This is a genomic window from Pseudomonas sp. NCIMB 10586 (assembly GCF_023127895.1).
Classification (GTDB): domain Bacteria; phylum Pseudomonadota; class Gammaproteobacteria; order Pseudomonadales; family Pseudomonadaceae; genus Aquipseudomonas; species Aquipseudomonas synxantha_A.
Map to the genome: position 1 here is coordinate 1 of NZ_SPKQ01000040.1, position 16,053 is coordinate 16,053.

At 59.6% G+C, this 16,053-nt stretch carries 15 protein-coding genes; 6 read left to right on the forward strand and 9 right to left on the reverse strand.

What is annotated here, in order from left to right:
* Positions 1-235: 235 nt before the first annotated feature.
* The 3 genes from mddA to E4P01_RS15130 form a co-directional block, all read right to left on the reverse strand.
* Positions 236-1,003, reverse strand: coding sequence for a methanethiol S-methyltransferase (gene mddA / locus E4P01_RS15120; RefSeq protein ID WP_216091233.1), 768 nt, complete (start codon positions 1,001-1,003; stop codon positions 236-238).
* A 189-nt stretch (positions 1,004-1,192) separates the two neighbouring features.
* Complete coding sequence (locus tag E4P01_RS15125) at positions 1,193-2,437, reverse strand: saccharopine dehydrogenase family protein (RefSeq protein WP_216091234.1); 1,245 nt, start codon at positions 2,435-2,437, stop codon at positions 1,193-1,195.
* A gap of 28 nt (positions 2,438-2,465) precedes the next feature.
* On the reverse strand, positions 2,466-3,563 hold the full coding sequence (locus E4P01_RS15130; RefSeq protein WP_103734394.1) for a carboxynorspermidine decarboxylase: 1,098 nt from the start codon (positions 3,561-3,563) through the stop codon (positions 2,466-2,468).
* Positions 3,564-3,851: 288 nt separating this feature from the next.
* On the opposite strand from E4P01_RS15130, the gene metE reads away from it, so the two are divergent.
* Positions 3,852-6,140 carry a 5-methyltetrahydropteroyltriglutamate--homocysteine S-methyltransferase gene (gene metE, locus E4P01_RS15135; protein WP_216091235.1) on the forward strand — a complete coding sequence of 763 codons (2,289 nt, stop codon included), beginning with the start codon at positions 3,852-3,854 and terminating at the stop codon, positions 6,138-6,140.
* Positions 6,141-6,620: 480 nt separating this feature from the next.
* On the opposite strand, the gene E4P01_RS15140 is transcribed toward metE, so the two are convergent.
* Positions 6,621-7,775, reverse strand: a complete 1,155-nt coding sequence (locus E4P01_RS15140; protein WP_216091236.1) for a DUF1624 domain-containing protein — start codon at positions 7,773-7,775, stop codon at positions 6,621-6,623.
* Positions 7,776-7,846: 71 nt separating this feature from the next.
* On the opposite strand from E4P01_RS15140, the gene E4P01_RS15145 reads away from it, so the two are divergent.
* Entirely contained in the window at positions 7,847-8,389 is a 543-nt protein-coding gene (locus E4P01_RS15145; RefSeq protein ID WP_032880980.1) for a DUF924 family protein, read from the forward strand.
* A 94-nt stretch (positions 8,390-8,483) separates the two neighbouring features.
* Positions 8,484-9,116 (forward strand): glutathione transferase, encoded by a 633-nt coding sequence (gene yfcF, locus E4P01_RS15150; protein WP_216091237.1) that lies wholly within the window; start codon positions 8,484-8,486, stop codon positions 9,114-9,116.
* On the opposite strand, the gene E4P01_RS15155 is transcribed toward yfcF, so the two are convergent.
* Positions 9,075-9,359 (reverse strand): hypothetical protein, encoded by a 285-nt coding sequence (locus tag E4P01_RS15155; protein WP_032876218.1) that lies wholly within the window; start codon positions 9,357-9,359, stop codon positions 9,075-9,077. The genes yfcF and E4P01_RS15155 overlap by 42 nt on opposite strands.
* Before the next feature lie 137 nt (positions 9,360-9,496).
* Between E4P01_RS15155 and E4P01_RS15160 the strand changes: the two genes are divergently transcribed.
* Together E4P01_RS15160 and E4P01_RS15165 are read left to right on the forward strand one after the other, a co-directional pair.
* Positions 9,497-10,141 (forward strand): hypothetical protein, encoded by a 645-nt coding sequence (locus E4P01_RS15160; RefSeq protein ID WP_005787702.1) that lies wholly within the window; start codon positions 9,497-9,499, stop codon positions 10,139-10,141.
* Positions 10,142-10,186: 45 nt separating this feature from the next.
* Positions 10,187-10,528 (forward strand): hypothetical protein, encoded by a 342-nt coding sequence (locus E4P01_RS15165; RefSeq protein ID WP_032876214.1) that lies wholly within the window; start codon positions 10,187-10,189, stop codon positions 10,526-10,528.
* A gap of 133 nt (positions 10,529-10,661) precedes the next feature.
* Here E4P01_RS15165 and E4P01_RS15170 read toward each other — a convergent pair whose 3' ends face one another.
* Both E4P01_RS15170 and E4P01_RS15175 read right to left on the reverse strand, forming a co-directional pair.
* On the reverse strand, positions 10,662-11,408 hold the full coding sequence (locus tag E4P01_RS15170; protein WP_032876212.1) for a creatininase family protein: 747 nt from the start codon (positions 11,406-11,408) through the stop codon (positions 10,662-10,664).
* Between the two features lie 30 nt (positions 11,409-11,438).
* Positions 11,439-12,152, reverse strand: coding sequence for a murein L,D-transpeptidase catalytic domain family protein (locus E4P01_RS15175; RefSeq protein ID WP_216091238.1), 714 nt, complete (start codon positions 12,150-12,152; stop codon positions 11,439-11,441).
* 40 nt (positions 12,153-12,192) lie between these two features.
* On the opposite strand from E4P01_RS15175, the gene E4P01_RS15180 reads away from it, so the two are divergent.
* Entirely contained in the window at positions 12,193-13,788 is a 1,596-nt protein-coding gene (locus E4P01_RS15180; RefSeq protein ID WP_103734389.1) for a L,D-transpeptidase family protein, read from the forward strand.
* Between the two features lie 37 nt (positions 13,789-13,825).
* On the opposite strand, the gene E4P01_RS15185 is transcribed toward E4P01_RS15180, so the two are convergent.
* Both E4P01_RS15185 and E4P01_RS15190 read right to left on the reverse strand, forming a co-directional pair.
* Complete coding sequence (locus E4P01_RS15185) at positions 13,826-15,217, reverse strand: HAMP domain-containing sensor histidine kinase (protein ID WP_032876203.1); 1,392 nt, start codon at positions 15,215-15,217, stop codon at positions 13,826-13,828.
* Positions 15,195-15,878, reverse strand: a complete 684-nt coding sequence (locus E4P01_RS15190) for a response regulator transcription factor (protein WP_005787712.1) — start codon at positions 15,876-15,878, stop codon at positions 15,195-15,197. The genes E4P01_RS15185 and E4P01_RS15190 overlap by 23 nt, the downstream gene beginning before the upstream one ends.
* Positions 15,879-16,053: the final 175 nt, after the last annotated feature.

Below are 16,053 nucleotides of genomic sequence, written 5' to 3' on the forward strand. Positions count from 1 at the left end.
GCCCTATTGATGTGTCCAAATTCATTAGGCCAGTTCAAGCCCCCTCCCACATTTGCATCTTCAGTGTTTTGGGGAGTGGTGTACGGCCTGGCTTTATGTGGCGGGGCAGGCTTCATCCAGGACTTTGTCTACCAGCAACTGCGCGCCTTCAGCATCCGGCAGACGCCCAGCGTTCATCCAGGCTGCCTGCGTCATCCTTGACGATCTTCGCGAGCAAACTCGCTCCTGCAGGAATCTAGCGACGTGGCTTTTTGAGGCGCGGCACAATCATGCCCACCTCACGCCTGTAGCGTCGATACCGCTCACCAAACAGCTGCACCAGATCCCTTTCTTCGAAACGGGCACCCACGAACAAATAAACCGACATCCCCAGCGCAAACAACAGATGGCCTGCCGTCATATGCGGGGTTGCCCAGAAAGCGATCAAAAATCCCAGGTACATCGGGTGACGCACGACACGGTAGAACAGCGGCGTTTTAAATATCGCCGCCTTTTGTGGGGTGTTTCGCCAATGATCAACGGACTGTTTTAACCCGAACAGCTCGAAGTGACTGATCAGGAAGGTTGCCAGCAACACCATGCCCCAGCCCAGCCAGAACACACCTGACAACAGTGCCTTGGCCCAAGCCGCTTCAACCTCCCAGACGGTGTATGGAATGGGTTGCCACAGCCAGAACATCAACCCAAGCACCAGGCTGCTGAGCAGCACATAGGTGGAACGTTCAGCCACGGGGGGAATGAGTGTGGTCATTGTGTTCTTGAAGCTTCTACGTGCCATGAGGCTATGCTGGGCAGCGAACAGAATCATCAGCAGGCCGTTACTCAGCGCTGCAAGCGGCCAGTTGACAGGTTGCCCATCGTTAATGGCTTTGGGCACCAGCACGCTACCAGTGAAGCCTATAAGGTATAAAAACACGGTCAGGAAAATCAGATAGCAGGCAATGCTGTAGAGCAGCCAGGCCAGATGTACCGTGAGGTCGTTGGTTTGTTTTTGCGGACTCATGACGATTCCTTTCGCACATGGTGAGGGGATAAGTGAGTCAGACTAGTGGAATTTGTGCGGCCCTTAACCTGTGAGAATTGACAGTTGCTTAGATGGATTGGCGATTATCTTGCGTGGATTGTGGTGTGCTTGCCCAAACAAAAAATGCGCCCCTGGGGGCGCATTTTTTGTCAGTCAGCAATCACCTATTCAGGCAATCGCATCCCAAGCGCGATCACCGTTCTCGTCCTTGATCCGAGTCGGTAAGCCCATCACGTCCAGCGCTTTCAGGAACGGCTCAGCCGGCAGTTCCTCGACGTTGGCCATGTGCTTCACATCCCATTCACCACGCGCAACCAGCAGCGCTGCGGCTACCGGTGGTACGCCTGCGGTGTAGGAGATGCCCTGGCTGTCGGTCTCGGCAAAGGCTTCTTCATGGCAGGCCACGTTGTAGATGAACATCTCGCGTGGTTGGCCGCCTTTGGTGCCTTTGACCAGGTCGCCGATGCAGGTCTTGCCGGTGTAGCCCGGGGCAAGCGATGACGGGTCGGGCAGCACGGCCTTGACCACTTTCAACGGCACCACTTCCAGGCCTTCGGCGGTCTTGACCGGTTTTTCCGAGAGCAGGCCGAGGTTTTTCAGCACGGTGAACACGTTGATGTAGTGCTCGCCAAAGCTCATCCAGAACCGCACGTTGGGCACGTCGAGGTTTTTCGACAGCGAGTGCACTTCATCGTGGCCGGTGAGGTAGAGGTTTTGCGAGCCGACTACCGGCAGGTCGTCGGTACGTTTGACTTCGAACATGGTGTTGCTGGTCCACTGGCTGTTCTGCCAGCTCCACACCTGCCCGGTGAATTCGCGGAAGTTGATTTCCGGATCGAAATTGGTGGCGAAGTATTTGCCATGGGAGCCGGCATTGACGTCGAGAATGTCGATCGAATCAATGCGGTCGAAATGCTGTTGCTGCGCCAGCGCGGCGTACGCGTTGACGACACCCGGGTCGAAGCCCACGCCAAGGATGGCGGTGATGTTCTTCTGTTTGCATTCTTCCAGGTGATTCCATTCGTAGTTGCCGTACCACGGCGGGGTCTCGCAGACCTTGCCCGGCTCTTCGTGGATGGCGGTGTCGAGGTAGGCAACGCCCGTGTCGATGCAGGCACGCAGCACCGACATGTTGAGGAACGCGGAACCTACGTTGATGACGATCTGCGACTCGGTCTCGCGGATCAGGGCCTTGGTCGCTTCCACGTCCAGGGCGTTCAGCGCAAAGGCCTGGATATCGGCGGGTGCCTTGAGGCTACCCTTGGCCTTGACGCTGTCGATGATGGCCTGGCATTTGGAGATGTTGCGCGACGCGATAGCAATACGACCGAGTTCGTCGTTGTGCTGCGCGCACTTGTGGGCCACCACCTTGGCGACACCTCCTGCACCAATGATAAGAACGTTCTTTTTCAATTGCTTTATTTCTCCTATATCCGCCAGCTTAGGAAAGGCTGGACAGGTAGTCGTCGTAACCAAATTCACGAACCACCTCGACTGTACCGTCGAGTTGTTTCACTACGATGGACGGCATTTTCAGGCCGTTGAACCAATTTTTCTTGACCATGGTGTAGCCCGCGGTGTCGATGAACGACAGCCGATCGCCGATGGCCAGCGGACGATCAAATTGATACTCGCCGAAGATGTCCCCGGCCAGGCAGGATTTGCCGCACACCATGTAGGTATGTTCGCCCTCGCTCGGCGCCAGCTTGGCGTTGAGGCGATAGATCAGCAGGTCCAGCAGGTGGGCTTCGATGGAGCTGTCTACTACGGCGAGGTTCTTGCCGTTGTAGAGGGTGTCGAGCACGGTGACTTCCAGGGAGGCGCTATTAGTGATCGCTGCTTCGCCGGGTTCCAGGTACACCTGCACGCCGTACTTCTCGGAAAACGCCTTCAAGCGTGCGCAGAACGCGTCCAGCGCATAGCCTTCACCGGTGAAATGGATGCCGCCGCCGAGGCTGACCCATTTGACCTTGTGCAGCAGCTCACCGAAGCGTTCCTCGATGGTGCCGAGCATCTTGTCGAACAGGCTGAAGTCGCCGTTCTCGCAGTTGTTGTGGAACATGAAGCCGGAGATCTGATCGATCACGGCATCGATCTTCACCGGGTCCCACTCGCCCAGGCGACTGAACGGGCGCGCAGGGTCGGCCAGCAGGTAATCGGAGCTGCTCACCTGCGGGTTTACGCGCAGGCCACGGGTCTTGCCTTCGCTGCGCTCGGCAAAGCGCTGCAGCTGGCTGATGGAGTTGAAGATGATCTTGTCGCAGTTCTCGAGCATCTCTTCGATTTCATCGTCGGCCCAGGCCACGCTGTAGGCGTGCGCTTCACCTTCGAACTTCTGGCGACCGAGCTTCAACTCGTACAGCGACGACGAGGTGGTGCCGTCCATGTATTGCTGCATCAAGTCGAACACCGACCAAGTGGCAAAACACTTGAGCGCCAGCAGAGCCTTGGCGCCGGACTGCTCGCGCACGTAGGCAATCTTCTGCATGTTGACCAGAAGCTTCTGTTTATCGATGAGGTAGTACGGCGTTTTGATCATTTTTGAGAGCCTGCGGCGGTGCCTGCCAAAAAAGGACACGCATTGTGCCCGCACTTGGGGCAGATCGAAAGGTTAGCGGGCGGAAATTGCGCGCTTACGTTTAAGCATACGGGGCGAGTGTGACCGTTCGTTAGGATGACGGTAATAACTGCCAGTGCGGTTATGGGCAATCCGCAGTCGTACGAACATGAATGGATCTTGTGATGATCTAGAATTAAATGAGTTTGTCTCACTATTGCCGACTGCCGACAATGAGCGCCATAAACATCGACATTGGAGCTTTACGTCATGGCAGTCGCTCATTCCCTCGGATTTCCGCGCATTGGACGCGATCGTGAACTGAAAAAAGCGCAGGAAGCGTTCTGGAAGGGCGAGCTCGACGAAGCCGGCCTGCGCGCCGTTGGCCGTGACCTGCGCAAGACCCATTGGGCGCTGCAAAAACAGGCTGGTATTGAACTGCTGCCTGCTGGTGATTTCGCCTGGTACGACCAGGTGCTGACTCACTCGCTGATGTTTGGCGTGATCCCCGAGCGTTTCCGCCCGGCCGATGGCCACGCCACGTTGCACACCTTGTTCGCCATGGCTCGCGGCGTCAGTGACAACTGCTGCGGCGGTGCTCACGCCCAGGAGATGACCAAGTGGTTTGATACCAACTATCACTATTTGGTGCCGGAGTTCAGCGCCGATCAGCAGTTCCACCTGGGTTGGGATCAACTGTTCGAAGAGGTCAAGGAAGCCCGTGACCTGGGCCACACCGTCAAGCCTGTCGTCATTGGCCCACTGACCTACCTGTGGCTGGGCAAGGCCAAGGGCGACGCTTTTGACAAGCTTGATCTGCTTGAGCGCTTGCTGCCGCTGTACGGGCAGATCTTCCAGCGCCTGGCGGACCTGGGCGTTGAGTGGGTGCAGATTGATGAGCCGATCCTGGTGCTCGACTTGCCGCAGGACTGGAAGAACGCGTTTGAGCGTGCCTATAACCTGATCCAGCGGGACCCGCTGAAAAAACTGGTGGCTACCTACTTCGGTGGCCTGGAAGAAAATCTCGGCCTGGCGGCCAACTTGCCGGTGGATGGTCTGCACATCGATCTGGTGAGAGCACCGGAACAGTACCCGACTATCCTGGATCGCTTACCGGCCTATAAGGTGTTGTCCCTGGGCGTGGTCAATGGCCGCAACGTGTGGCGTTGCGACCTGGAGAAGGCCCTGGCCACGTTGCAGCATGCCCATGAGAAGCTCGGCGATCGCCTGTGGGTCGCGGCGTCCTGCTCGTTACTGCACAGCCCGGTCGACCTGGGCCGTGAAGACAAGTTGGATGCCGAGTTGAAAAGCTGGCTGGCCTTTGCCGTGCAAAAGTGCGAAGAAGTGGCGCTGCTGGCCCAGGCTGTCGACCAGCCCGAGGCACCCGCTGTACTTGCCGCCCTGGCTGAAAACCGTGCCGTACAGGCTGCTCGCCAGGCATCGACACGGATCCACAAGCCTGCCGTACAAGCCCGCGTCGCCGCCATCAACGAGCAGGACAGCCAGCGCCAATCGCCGTTTGCCCAGCGTATCGAGAAGCAGCGCGCCGGCCTGAACCTGCCACTGTTGCCGACCACCACCATCGGTTCGTTTCCGCAGACCGCGTCGATCCGCCTGGCGCGCCAGTCGTACAAGGCTGGCAAGTTGAGCGAAGCCGAATACGTCGAAGCCATGCACAGCGAGATCAAGCACGCTGTCCAGGTGCAGGAAAACCTCGGCCTGGATGTGCTGGTGCACGGTGAGGCCGAGCGTAACGACATGGTCGAGTACTTCGCCGAACAACTGGATGGCTACGCGTTCACTCGTTTCGGCTGGGTGCAGAGCTACGGTTCTCGTTGCGTGAAGCCGGCAGTGATCTTCGGTGACCTGAGCCGCCCGAAAGCCATGACCGTGGAGTGGATCCGCTACGCCCAGGGGCTGACCGACAAGGTATTGAAGGGCATGTTGACCGGCCCGGTAACGATGCTGATGTGGTCGTTCCCGCGGGAAGATGTGAGCCGCGAAGTGCAGGCCCGGCAACTGGCCCTGGCGATTCGTGACGAAGTGGTGGACCTGGAAGCCGCCGGCATCAAGATCGTGCAGATTGACGAAGCCGCGTTCCGCGAAGGGTTGCCGTTACGCCAGGCGCAGTGGCAACACTACCTGGACTGGGCTACTGAAGTGTTCCGCCTGTGCGCCTGCGGTGTGCGCGATGAAACCCAGATCCACACTCACATGTGCTACAGCGAGTTCAACGATGTGATCGAGTCGATCGCGGCGATGGATGCCGACGTGATTACCATCGAAACGTCGCGTTCGGACATGGAGTTGCTTGATGCCTTTGAAGCCTTTGACTACCCGAACGACATCGGCCCCGGTGTGTATGACATCCACTCGCCACGGGTGCCGGATGTATCGCAGATGGCTAACTTGCTGCGCAAGGCCGCCAAGCGGATTCCGGCAGAGCGTTTGTGGGTCAACCCCGATTGCGGCTTGAAGACCCGCGGTTGGCCGGAGACGGAGGCGGCGCTCATTCACATGGTCACCGCCGCCCGCCAACTGCGCACCGAATTGGCCTGATATTGTCTGCAAGTGTGGGAGGGGGCTTGCCCCCGTGGCGGCCTGACAGCCGAAGCATCTCTACCTGACACCCCAGGATCTAAATGTGGGAGGGGGCTTGCTCCCGATGGCGGCCTGACAGCCGACACAGTTATACCGAGTACATATCCATTCCTGCGGTAACGGCTGATATTGGTTCCGCTTTTACAGCGGCTCACTTTTGAAAAGCGCAAAAGTACCCAAACGCTCTTGCCCCACCACTCGGCACCTCGCTTCGGCTCGGTGTGCCCGTAATCCGACACTGATTTGGGGGGGCCGCCTAAGATCAAGATCAAAAGCAGATCAAGAGCGGCTCGCTTCGCATCGTGGTTACGGTCGGCAGCTACAAAGTTGTGTAGATACCTATGCCCCGATAGCGGTAGTTCAGCCAAGGAATTGGAACTGATCCACCGCTGTCGGGAGCAAGCCTCCACCCACATTTTGAGCCGCGTGAGGCCCCGGTCAGAGGTACTTGAGCCAGGCGATATCGCGCCGGCGCGCTTTGAGCCCGGCAAACCAACGTACCGGCGGGTATAGCACCAGCGGCAACACCAAAGCTGTCAGCCACACCGCACCGATGCTGTCGAAGCCGAAATAGTTGCCGTGGTTGAGCCCAAGCCACGCCACACAGGCGACATACAGCACCTTCAACACATACAGATGCAGTAGATAAAAGAACATCGGCGCTGCGCCAAACACCGCCAGCACGCCAATCCAGCGCTTATGCCCAGCGCGTTCGAATGCCAGCAACAGCAACAACCCAACCCCCAACGTCAACGCCAGGAACAACAGCGACGGCGGGTACTTGGTGATGTTGAAGAAGCTCATCAGGGTCTGCACGCCATTGTCATACACGTACCAAGGCTGCTCGCCGTAGCCATTGACTGCCCGCAGCAGCACAAAACCCATTAATGCCGTCACGCCCGCGATCAGCAAATGACGCTGACGCACAGCCGGTAGTGCGGTAGCGGCAAACCATGGCCCGAATCCATAACCCAGGGCGATCACACCGATCCACGGCAGCACCGGATAAGTCACGCGCAGACGCAGGTTTTCCGACGCCTCGATCCAGCTGCGCTCATGCAGGATTGACCAGCCACTCTGCAACGCCGAATTCTGGGCAAAGTGCACTCCGTCGAGCAGGTTATGCCCGGCGATGATCACCAGCGCCAAGCTGATCAGCAGCGGGCGCGGCAACCACACCAGTGCTGCGAGGGCGATCATGCTCACGCCGATGGCCCAGATCACTTGCATATAGATCACACTGGGCGGCAACTGGAAGGTCCACGCGAAGTTGACCAAGGTGAATTCCAGCACCACCAGAAACAGCCCACGTTTGAACAAAAAGGCCGACACATCGCGTCGCCCCTGATACTTCTGGCCGTACAGCCACGCCGACAATCCGGTGAGCAACACAAATACCGGTGCACAGAGATGGGCGAGGGTGCGGCTGACAAACAGCGCAGGCTCGGTGCTGTCGATGCTTATGGGGTCGCTGACCTGGCGATGCAACAGGAAGGTTTCACGCACGTGGTCCAGTAGCATGAACAGGATCACCAGGCCGCGCAGGGCGTCGATGGACTGCAGGCGTTGGCGTAAGGTAGTAGCGTCAGTCATAAGTGGGAATCACAAGCGGGCAAATAATTGACGTTATCCTATAACATTTATTGAGGCACATGATGATCAGCATGAAGACGCAATCAGCCGAGGCCGTGATCGAATTCTGGAAACAGGCGGGGCCCAAGCGTTGGTTCGCCAAGGACGATGGCTTCGATACAGCCTTTCGCGACACCTTCCACGCCACCCATATGCAAGCCGCGCGGCGCGAGCTGGACGGTTGGCTGGCCACGGCCGACGGCGCACTGGCGTTATTGATCCTGCTGGACCAATACCCGCGCAACGCCTTTCGCGGCACTGCGCATATGTTCGCCACCGACCCGCTGGCGCGTCTGTATGCGCAGCAGATGGTGGACGCCGGGTTGGATCAACAGATCGATCCCCAGTTACGCGCGTTTTGTTATTTACCGTTTGAGCATTCGGAAGACCCGCAAGACCAGCAGCGCTCGTTGGTGCTTAACCAGCAGTTGGACGCCAGCACCTATCACTGGGCCAGGGAACATGCCGATATTATCCAGCGGTTTGGGCGCTTTCCCCATCGCAATGCGGTGTTGGGCAGGGTCACCACCGAGCAGGAGCACCTGTTCCTCAAAGCGGGTGGTTTCGCTGGTTGATGCTATTCCCACCAGGAATGCCCCCATAAAAACCCTGCATTGTCCTTATCGACCTGAATCTCGTAGCGTGGCGTTTCATCTTCGGAGATAGCCCATGAGCCAACCCCCGCTGCGCCTCTACGTTGATTCGCTGTTCACCAGCCCCTACGCCATGTCGGTGTTCGTTGCCCTGCGGGAAAAAGGCCTGACGTTCGACACGGTCCCCCTGGACCTGGATGCCGGGCAAAACCAGTCGGCAGATTACGCCCAGCGCTCCCTGACCCAGCGGGTACCGACTCTGGAGCACGGTGATTTTACGCTGTCGGAATCTTCGGCAATCACTGAGTACCTGGACCAGGCGTACCCCCAGATCAGCGTTTACCCGGCTGATCTGCAGCAGCGGGCGAGGGCGCGGCAGGTTCAGGCATGGTTGCGCAGCGACTTGCTGCCGATTCGCCAGGAACGCTCGACGCTGGTGGTGTTCTGCGGGCAGAAGATGCCGCCTCTATCGCCGGTGGCTCAGGCTGCTGCGCGTAAGTTGATCGGCGCGGCGCAGGTTCTCCTGGCAGGCAACCCTGAGCATTTGTTTGGCGAGTGGTCGATCGCCGATGTAGACCTGGCGGTGATGCTCAATCGCCTGATCCTCAACGGCGACCCCGTGCCGGCCGAGCTGGTGATGTACGCGCAACGCCAGTGGCAACGGCCGTCAGTGCGGGAGTGGGTCAACCTGCGACGGCCTGTGCTCTAGCTGCCACTCTTCCTCGACACGTCGGTCCAGGTCCTCCCAGTGGGCCATGCCCAGCACCCGCATGGTGTTCAAGCCCCGCAGGTAACCACGCAGTTGCTGGGCGCTGGCCGAGCGTTGTTTGGCGTCGGCACTTGGGTCCAGCAACACTTCTTCATACTCGACCAGGTAATCGGCGACCCGCTCGCGAAATTCCGGCAGTACGGCATCGCGGATACGGTCGAAGGTTTTCTGGTAGGGCTTCATGGCGGGGTCCTTATAGGTTTTATGGGCTGCCTGACACTATCGGTTCAAATGATAGTCACCATCAAGGATCACAAGTTCTGTTTTTTCGCCAAGCGCGCAGAATCTGCTCATCCAGACGCAGCTCAAGGAAATGCGCGATGAGGACGATTATCCAGCTTGCTTTAATGGCCCTGATGTTGGGCACCACCCTCATGACCACCCCGGCGATTGCCGATGAGCTGCGTACAGGCCATTTGCTGCCGCTGGCCGCTAGCGTAGAATCCCTGCAACGCACTCAGAGGGTAGGGGTGTTGTTCAGCGAAAATACCCGCGACAACCTCATCTACCTTGAGCGCTACCATGCCATGGCACTTAACGGCGCCAAGGATGCTCTGGATGGGCGGATTCGCCAGGCGTTCGTCAACAGCTCCGATCCCGAGCTGGCCATCGACTGGTTGATGAACTCGCTGCAGGGCGCTTTTTTCTCGGTGACGGTCTATGGCAGCCTGGATGACATGGTGCAGGCGCATCCGGATGTGGTGGTGGTGCTCGATACCCATAACCAATTGCTGACCCAGCGTAACGACCGGGTCGAGGCACGCTTTGCAGCACGCTTCTATGACGCGAACCTGCAATACATCGCCAAGGCCGAAGGTTCGGTGGACAGGCAAGTGCCGTCAGTGTGGGTGCACGGCAAGGCGGCGCCGGAGATTGCCGCGCTGATCGAGCAGCAGCGAGATGTACAGCAAGATGCCCTGAAGCAGTTCGATGTGTCGCTCAAGGCCCTGGTTCGCGCAGGTTGATTCGCGAGTGGATGTGAACCCTATTGGTTATTTTCAGGAATCTGTATGCGCTCTTTTTTCGCTCCGGCCCTGGCTTTTGCAGCCTCGTTGCTGACCGGTTGTATCACGGCTCCCAATGCCCCATCGCTGACCCTGCAAACCGACAAGACCCCAGAAGGCTATGTGCAATGCGTATTGCCCAAGCTGGAAAAACACGGCATCACCTCGACCGTGACGCAGAATTCGCGTCACGCCAAGGTGCTGTTGACCAGCAAGATTGCTGCTGATGATGTGCTGGAAGCCTATAAGTCCCAGGACGGCACCAAGGTGTTCCTGTATGAGCGCAAACCGCTGGCCTCGGCGATCAAACCGTCGCGGCTTGAGCAGGCGGCCCAGGACTGCAAGTAAGCCCGTTCTGAAAGGCAATGCATTTCAAAATGTGGGAGGGGGCTTGCTCCCGATGGCGGTGGGTCAGCTACAGATGAGCTGACTGACACACTGCTATCGGGAGCCCCCTCCCACATTTGGACCAACACTCGGCTCAGGGTTTGGCTTCGTTGCTGAAACTGCTCACGGTCTTGATCAGCCCCAGCGCCGCCAACGCCACCAACTCACCGCCTTTCTCCACCGTCGCCAGCGCCGGGTCCGAACCCATGCGGCCATCGGGGAAGCGCGCGCGAAAGTCCAGCGCCTCGCGGATCGGCCCGGTGTTGGCAATTTGCGGTGAGTAATCGGCAGACTTGATCGACTGCGGGTAAGCCCACTGCGTCACCGCAATCTCCGACGGCGTGGCGTGGCTGCCGTGGCCGACCGGGAACTGGCGCTGGGCCAGGTCGGTGACGCCTTCCAGGTCCCACCAGTTCACCAGCTTCAGCGCAAACCCGGCCGGGCGGCGGGCGAAGCTGGCTTCGGCGTACAGCTCGGAAAACGCCGCTTCGATCGTGGCGATATTGCCGCCGTGGCCGTTCAGGAACAGGATTTTCTCGAAGCCATGCCCGGCCAGCGAACGCACCCAATCGCCAATCGCGGCGATAAAGGTGGAAGGGCGCAGCGAGATGGTGCCGGGAAACCCCAGGTGGTGCTGGGCCATGCCGATATTGAAAGTAGGGCCGATCAGAATGTCGGCGTTTTTTTGCGCCTCATGGGCGATGATCTCCGGGCACATCCAGTCGGTGCCCAGCAGGCCCGTGGGGCCGTGTTGTTCGTTGGAGCCGATGGGGATCACGACCGTGCGGCTGCGTTCCAGGAACTGCCCGATTTCGATCCAGGTGCTGGTGTGTAGAAGCATGCGAGGCTCTCTTTTATCTGTGGGGACAGGCTATCCGCCACGGATTGTACGACTACTCGCTACCTGTTGGGGCTTGCAATTGAGGTACGCCGAGGACTTCAACCAGCGCTGGTCGGGGTACCAGGAAAACATGAACTGCCCATCCTTGAGCTTGTCTACCACTTGACGGGCGACCTGCGGGCGTACTGCCGGGCAGCCCTGGCTGCGGCCGATGCGGCCTTCGCGCTTGCTCCACAACGGGCTGACGTAGTCGGCGGCATGGATCACGATGGCGCGGTCGCGCGCCAGGTCATTGAAGCCGGGCTCCAGGCCATCCATGCGCAGCGAGTAGCCATGAGCGCCGAGGTAGCTTTCCTGGGTGCGGAACAAGCCCAGGCTGGATTGATGGCTGCCTTCGAGATTGGAGAACTGGGTGGCGAAGTTTTCCCCGGACTTGGCGCCATGCGCCACCAGGTCACGCAGCAGCAGGGTCTGTTTGCGCAAATCGAAGATCCACAGCCGACGGGCGGTCGAGGGCTGGGAGTAGTCAATAACCGCTAGGCGATCGGAACGTTCTTCGCCGTTATTGACAGCGCACTGCACCGCGCTCAGGGCGCTTTTGAGTACAGTGGGATTGAGTTCTGGAGCCGAGCGCGCCAGGCTGCTATACAAGGAAGGTGGGGTGCCAGTGGCCGCGAGCGCAAAATTGCTCAGTAAAGCCAGGCCCCCGGTGATCAAGCCGAGGTGGCGCATAAAAGTCAGCATCTACAGTCGATTCCCCCGCTGTGGAGTGGAGCTAAGTCAATTGTTCAAAAAACACGCATGTTACTTGAGCATTTGCCTGCTCGTTGCACCATTGGTCGCGACAGCCGATGCGCTGGCGCCTGAGCCGCTGCCTGTGACCACGCCTGCGCCCGTCGACCTGGCGCCGGTACAGCAGGCGCTGGCGCAACTGCCCAGCGTCTGCCCCCACCTGGTCTCGCGGGTCGATGCCACCGCCCAAGTGCGCCTGCAAGCCTTTTACCAGCAGCAAGGCAATGCACCGTTATGGTCGGCCGACGAGTCCCGGCAAGCCTTGCAAACCCAGTTGTTGATGCTGGCCGACGACGGCCTGGACCCCACCCACTATAGCTTGCCTGCGGTAGATGCCACGGCCAACGTGCTGTGCAGCGATATCGCGACCAGCCAGCAATACCTGCAAGCCCTGCACGATTTGCATTACGGGCGCCTGCTGCAATCGCGCTATGAACCGCTCTGGCATTCGCAACCGCCTGCGACGGATCCGAACACCGTAGTATTGGCATTTGCCGCCACTGGCTTGCAGGACATGGCCAAAGCGTTTGACCAGGCACGCCCAAGTGCAGACTTGTACCGCAGCCTGCGCAACGTCTATTCCAGCCTGCGCCAGCAGCCTTTACCGCACTGGGACGTGGTGGGTAGTGGCCCGTTGTTACGCCCCGGCATGGAAGACCCGCGCGTGCCGGAGTTGGCGCGACGCCTGCACAGTGGCGGCTATCTGGCCAAGTTGCCCAACGGCAAGCAATATCAGGGCGACCTGGTCAAGGCGGCGAAGGCGTTCCAGCTCAGCCACTCGTTGCAAGCCGATGGCGTAATCGGCGCCGGCACCGTGGCCGAACTTAACATCAGCCCGGCGGTACGCCGCGAGCAACTGCGCATCAACCTGGAGCGTTTCCGCTGGCTGGCCCAGGACCTTGAGCCTGAAGGCGTAGTGGTCAATGTGGCCGCCGCGCAATTGAGCGTGTACCAGAGCGGCATCCCGGTGTGGCAAACCCGCTTGCAAGTGGGCCGCGCCGAACGCCAGACACCGCTGCTCAAGTCGCGCATCACGCGGCTGACCCTCAACCCCACCTGGACCATCCCGCCGACCATCATGCGCGAGGACAAACTCCCGGCTATCCGCCTCAACCCCGAGTACCTGCGCCAGCAAAACCTGCAAGTACTCGACGCCGAAGGTCATCCGCTGACCCCCGAGCAGGTCGATTGGGCGCGCCCTGGTAATATCCTGCTGCGCCAACAGGCTGGCCCGCGCAACCCGCTGGGCAAGATCGTGATGCGCTTCCCCAACCCGTTCTCGGTGTACCTGCACGACACGCCCAGCCAGCCGCTGTTTACCAAGGGGCCAAGGGCGTTCAGTTCGGGGTGTGTGAGGGTCGAGCAACCGCTGCTGCTGCGTGACCTGCTGGTGACCCCGGCCGAACGCACCCGTACCGATGAACTGTTGGCCACCGGCTTGACCCATGAATTCAGGCTGGCCACCCCGGTGCCGGTGCTGTTGGGGTATTGGACGGTGGAAGTGGATCGTCAGGGGAGCCTGGTCTATGCGCCGGATATCTATGCGCTTGATCCGGTGTTGATCAAAGCCATGGGAAGTGTGCTCTAGGCACAATGTGGCAGGGGTCTTCATGACCCCATCTGACCTATTCAGGTATCAACTGCTGGCGACATTCCAGCACCAGTCGGGCGCCGCCCAGCTCACTGGTACCGACGTCGAGCTTGAAGCCATGCAGGTTGATGATCGCCGCCACAATCGACAGCCCCAGACCAAAGCCACCTTGCTGATCGTTTTCATCCACCCGATAAAAGCGCTGGAACACCGACGCGCGTTCAGCCGCCGGAATTCCGGGCCCCGAGTCGAGCACTTCAATGCGCGTACTGCCCATATCATTGACCGCTCGCAGGATGACCTTGCCATTGGGCGGAGTGAACTTGATCGAATTGCTCAACAGGTTGGCCAAGGCTTCAAACAACAGGGCGCGGTCGCCCGTTACCCACGGCAGCGATTCGGGAGCCTGCAATACCAACTCCATTTCACCTTCCTCCGCCAGGGGCAGATAAAAGTCATGCAATTCGCGCAGCAACGGCAGCGGGTCCAGCACCAGGAAGCCTGACCTACGCTGGTGATCTTCCAGTTCGGAAATGCGCAGCAGCCCGCGAAAGCGCGCCATCAGCGTGTCGGTTTCGGCAATGGCGTCATCGAGTTTCACTGCGTGGGCTGAGTCTTCCTCGGCTTGCTGCTTGATGCGGTAAAGCTGTGCGCGCAGGCGGGTGAGGGGGGTACGCAGGTCATGGGCGATGGCGTCGCACACGCCCTTGACCTCGTTCATCAGTTTCTCGATGCGTTCGAGCATGGCGTTGACGATGGCCGCGAGCATGTCCAGTTCGTCGCGCCGATTGGACAGCGGCAAGCGGTGCGTCAGGTCGCCGGCGACGATGGCTTCGGCGCTGGCCTGGATCCCGCGGATGCGCCGCAACGGACGCCGGCGCAGCAGGTGCCAGCCCGCAGCGCCGGGGATGATGGTCAACGACAGCGCCCACAGCAGGGCATGCCAGATGATCCGCGTCACACCGAACAACGACCCGTTGGCGCGCACCAGCACAAGCCAGCGCCCGTCGTCGGTGTGGGTGGCCACGGCATCGCAGCTGTCCTTGGGCAGCTTGGGGTCATCGGATTCGACGCAATTGGCCAGGGTGTGGATCTTGCCATCCAGGGGCAGGTCCGCCGGTACCGTGCGGATTGGCCCGCTCAAGGGCCGAAACTGCTCATCGAACAAGCCATAAGCATCCACGCCCTTCATGTCGAAGGTCATGCTGGTGGTCAGCGCTTCCACCAGGGCTTCGCCGTCGAAGCGCTGGAACAAGTGCTGGCGTTGCAGAAGAGAATGGCGCGAGAGGTCGCTGAGGTAGCCCGACACCTCGTAATACAGCACCCCCATGAGGATGCAACTCCACGCCACGAACAACGAGCTGTACAGCGCCAGCAGGCGGCTGCTGGAAGAGCGCCAGCCCTTAGAGGGGTTCAGCAATGACATACCCGGAACCTCGTACCGTGCGGATCAGCGGCGTGAGGCCCGGGGGATCGATTTTCTTGCGCAGGCGACCGATGTGCACATCGATCAGGTTGGTGCCCGGGTCAAAGTGATAACCCCAGACTTCCTCGAAAATCATCATCCGCGACAGGATCTGCCCGGTGTTGCGCATCAGGAATTCCAGCAGTTTGTATTCGGTGGGCAACAGGGTCAGCGGCTGCTCGGCGCGGCTGGCTTCGCGGCTGATCAGGTTCAATTCCAGGTCTGCCACGCGCAGGGCGGTTTCGAACTCCTTGACCGTGCTTTTGCGCCGCAGCAGCACTTCGACACGGGCGGCCATTTCGTCGGAGGCGAACGGCTTGGTCAGATAGTCATCACCGCCGGCACGCAGGCCACGTACACGCTCGTCGACATCGGAGAGGGCGCTGATCATCAGGATCGGCGTCGATACGCCAATCGTGCGCAAGGTGGTAACGATGGCCAGGCCATCCAGTTCGGGCAACATGCGGTCGAGGGTGATCAGGTCGTAATCGCCGCTTACGGCGCGGACCAGGCCCTCGCGGCCGTTGTCTACCCAGTCTACGTCCAGTCCATGGCTACTCAGCTCGGCGACGATCTCGCGGGCCGTTACGGCGTCATCCTCGATGGTCAAAATGCGGGTCATAGGATTACCTGGTGAGCGTTCACACTAGAAGTGGACGTCATTTTGCCAAGAAGTTGCTGAATGTTTCCTAAATAAAACTTCATCTTGGCAAAACTGCCACCTGTTCATGACTGGCACGAATCGATGTGGGAGGGGGCTTGAACTGGCCTAATGAATTTGGACACATCAATAGGGC

Coding starts and splice junctions, on each gene's coding strand:
- E4P01_RS15175 (WP_216091238.1), bottom strand. CDS start 12,152: ATGCTGACTTTTATGCGCCACCTCGGCTTGATCACCGGGGGCCTGGCT.
- mddA (WP_216091233.1), bottom strand. CDS start 1,003: ATGAGTCCGCAAAAACAAACCAACGACCTCACGGTACATCTGGCCTGG.
- E4P01_RS15185 (WP_032876203.1), bottom strand. CDS start 15,217: ATGTCATTGCTGAACCCCTCTAAGGGCTGGCGCTCTTCCAGCAGCCGC.
- E4P01_RS15130 (WP_103734394.1), bottom strand. CDS start 3,563: ATGATCAAAACGCCGTACTACCTCATCGATAAACAGAAGCTTCTGGTC.
- E4P01_RS15170 (WP_032876212.1), bottom strand. CDS start 11,408: ATGCTTCTACACACCAGCACCTGGATCGAAATCGGGCAGTTCCTGGAA.
- E4P01_RS15160 (WP_005787702.1), top strand. CDS start 9,497: ATGAGGACGATTATCCAGCTTGCTTTAATGGCCCTGATGTTGGGCACC.
- yfcF (WP_216091237.1), top strand. CDS start 8,484: ATGAGCCAACCCCCGCTGCGCCTCTACGTTGATTCGCTGTTCACCAGC.
- E4P01_RS15190 (WP_005787712.1), bottom strand. CDS start 15,878: ATGACCCGCATTTTGACCATCGAGGATGACGCCGTAACGGCCCGCGAG.
- E4P01_RS15145 (WP_032880980.1), top strand. CDS start 7,847: ATGAAGACGCAATCAGCCGAGGCCGTGATCGAATTCTGGAAACAGGCG.
- E4P01_RS15140 (WP_216091236.1), bottom strand. CDS start 7,775: ATGACTGACGCTACTACCTTACGCCAACGCCTGCAGTCCATCGACGCC.
- metE (WP_216091235.1), top strand. CDS start 3,852: ATGGCAGTCGCTCATTCCCTCGGATTTCCGCGCATTGGACGCGATCGT.
- E4P01_RS15155 (WP_032876218.1), bottom strand. CDS start 9,359: ATGAAGCCCTACCAGAAAACCTTCGACCGTATCCGCGATGCCGTACTG.
- E4P01_RS15165 (WP_032876214.1), top strand. CDS start 10,187: ATGCGCTCTTTTTTCGCTCCGGCCCTGGCTTTTGCAGCCTCGTTGCTG.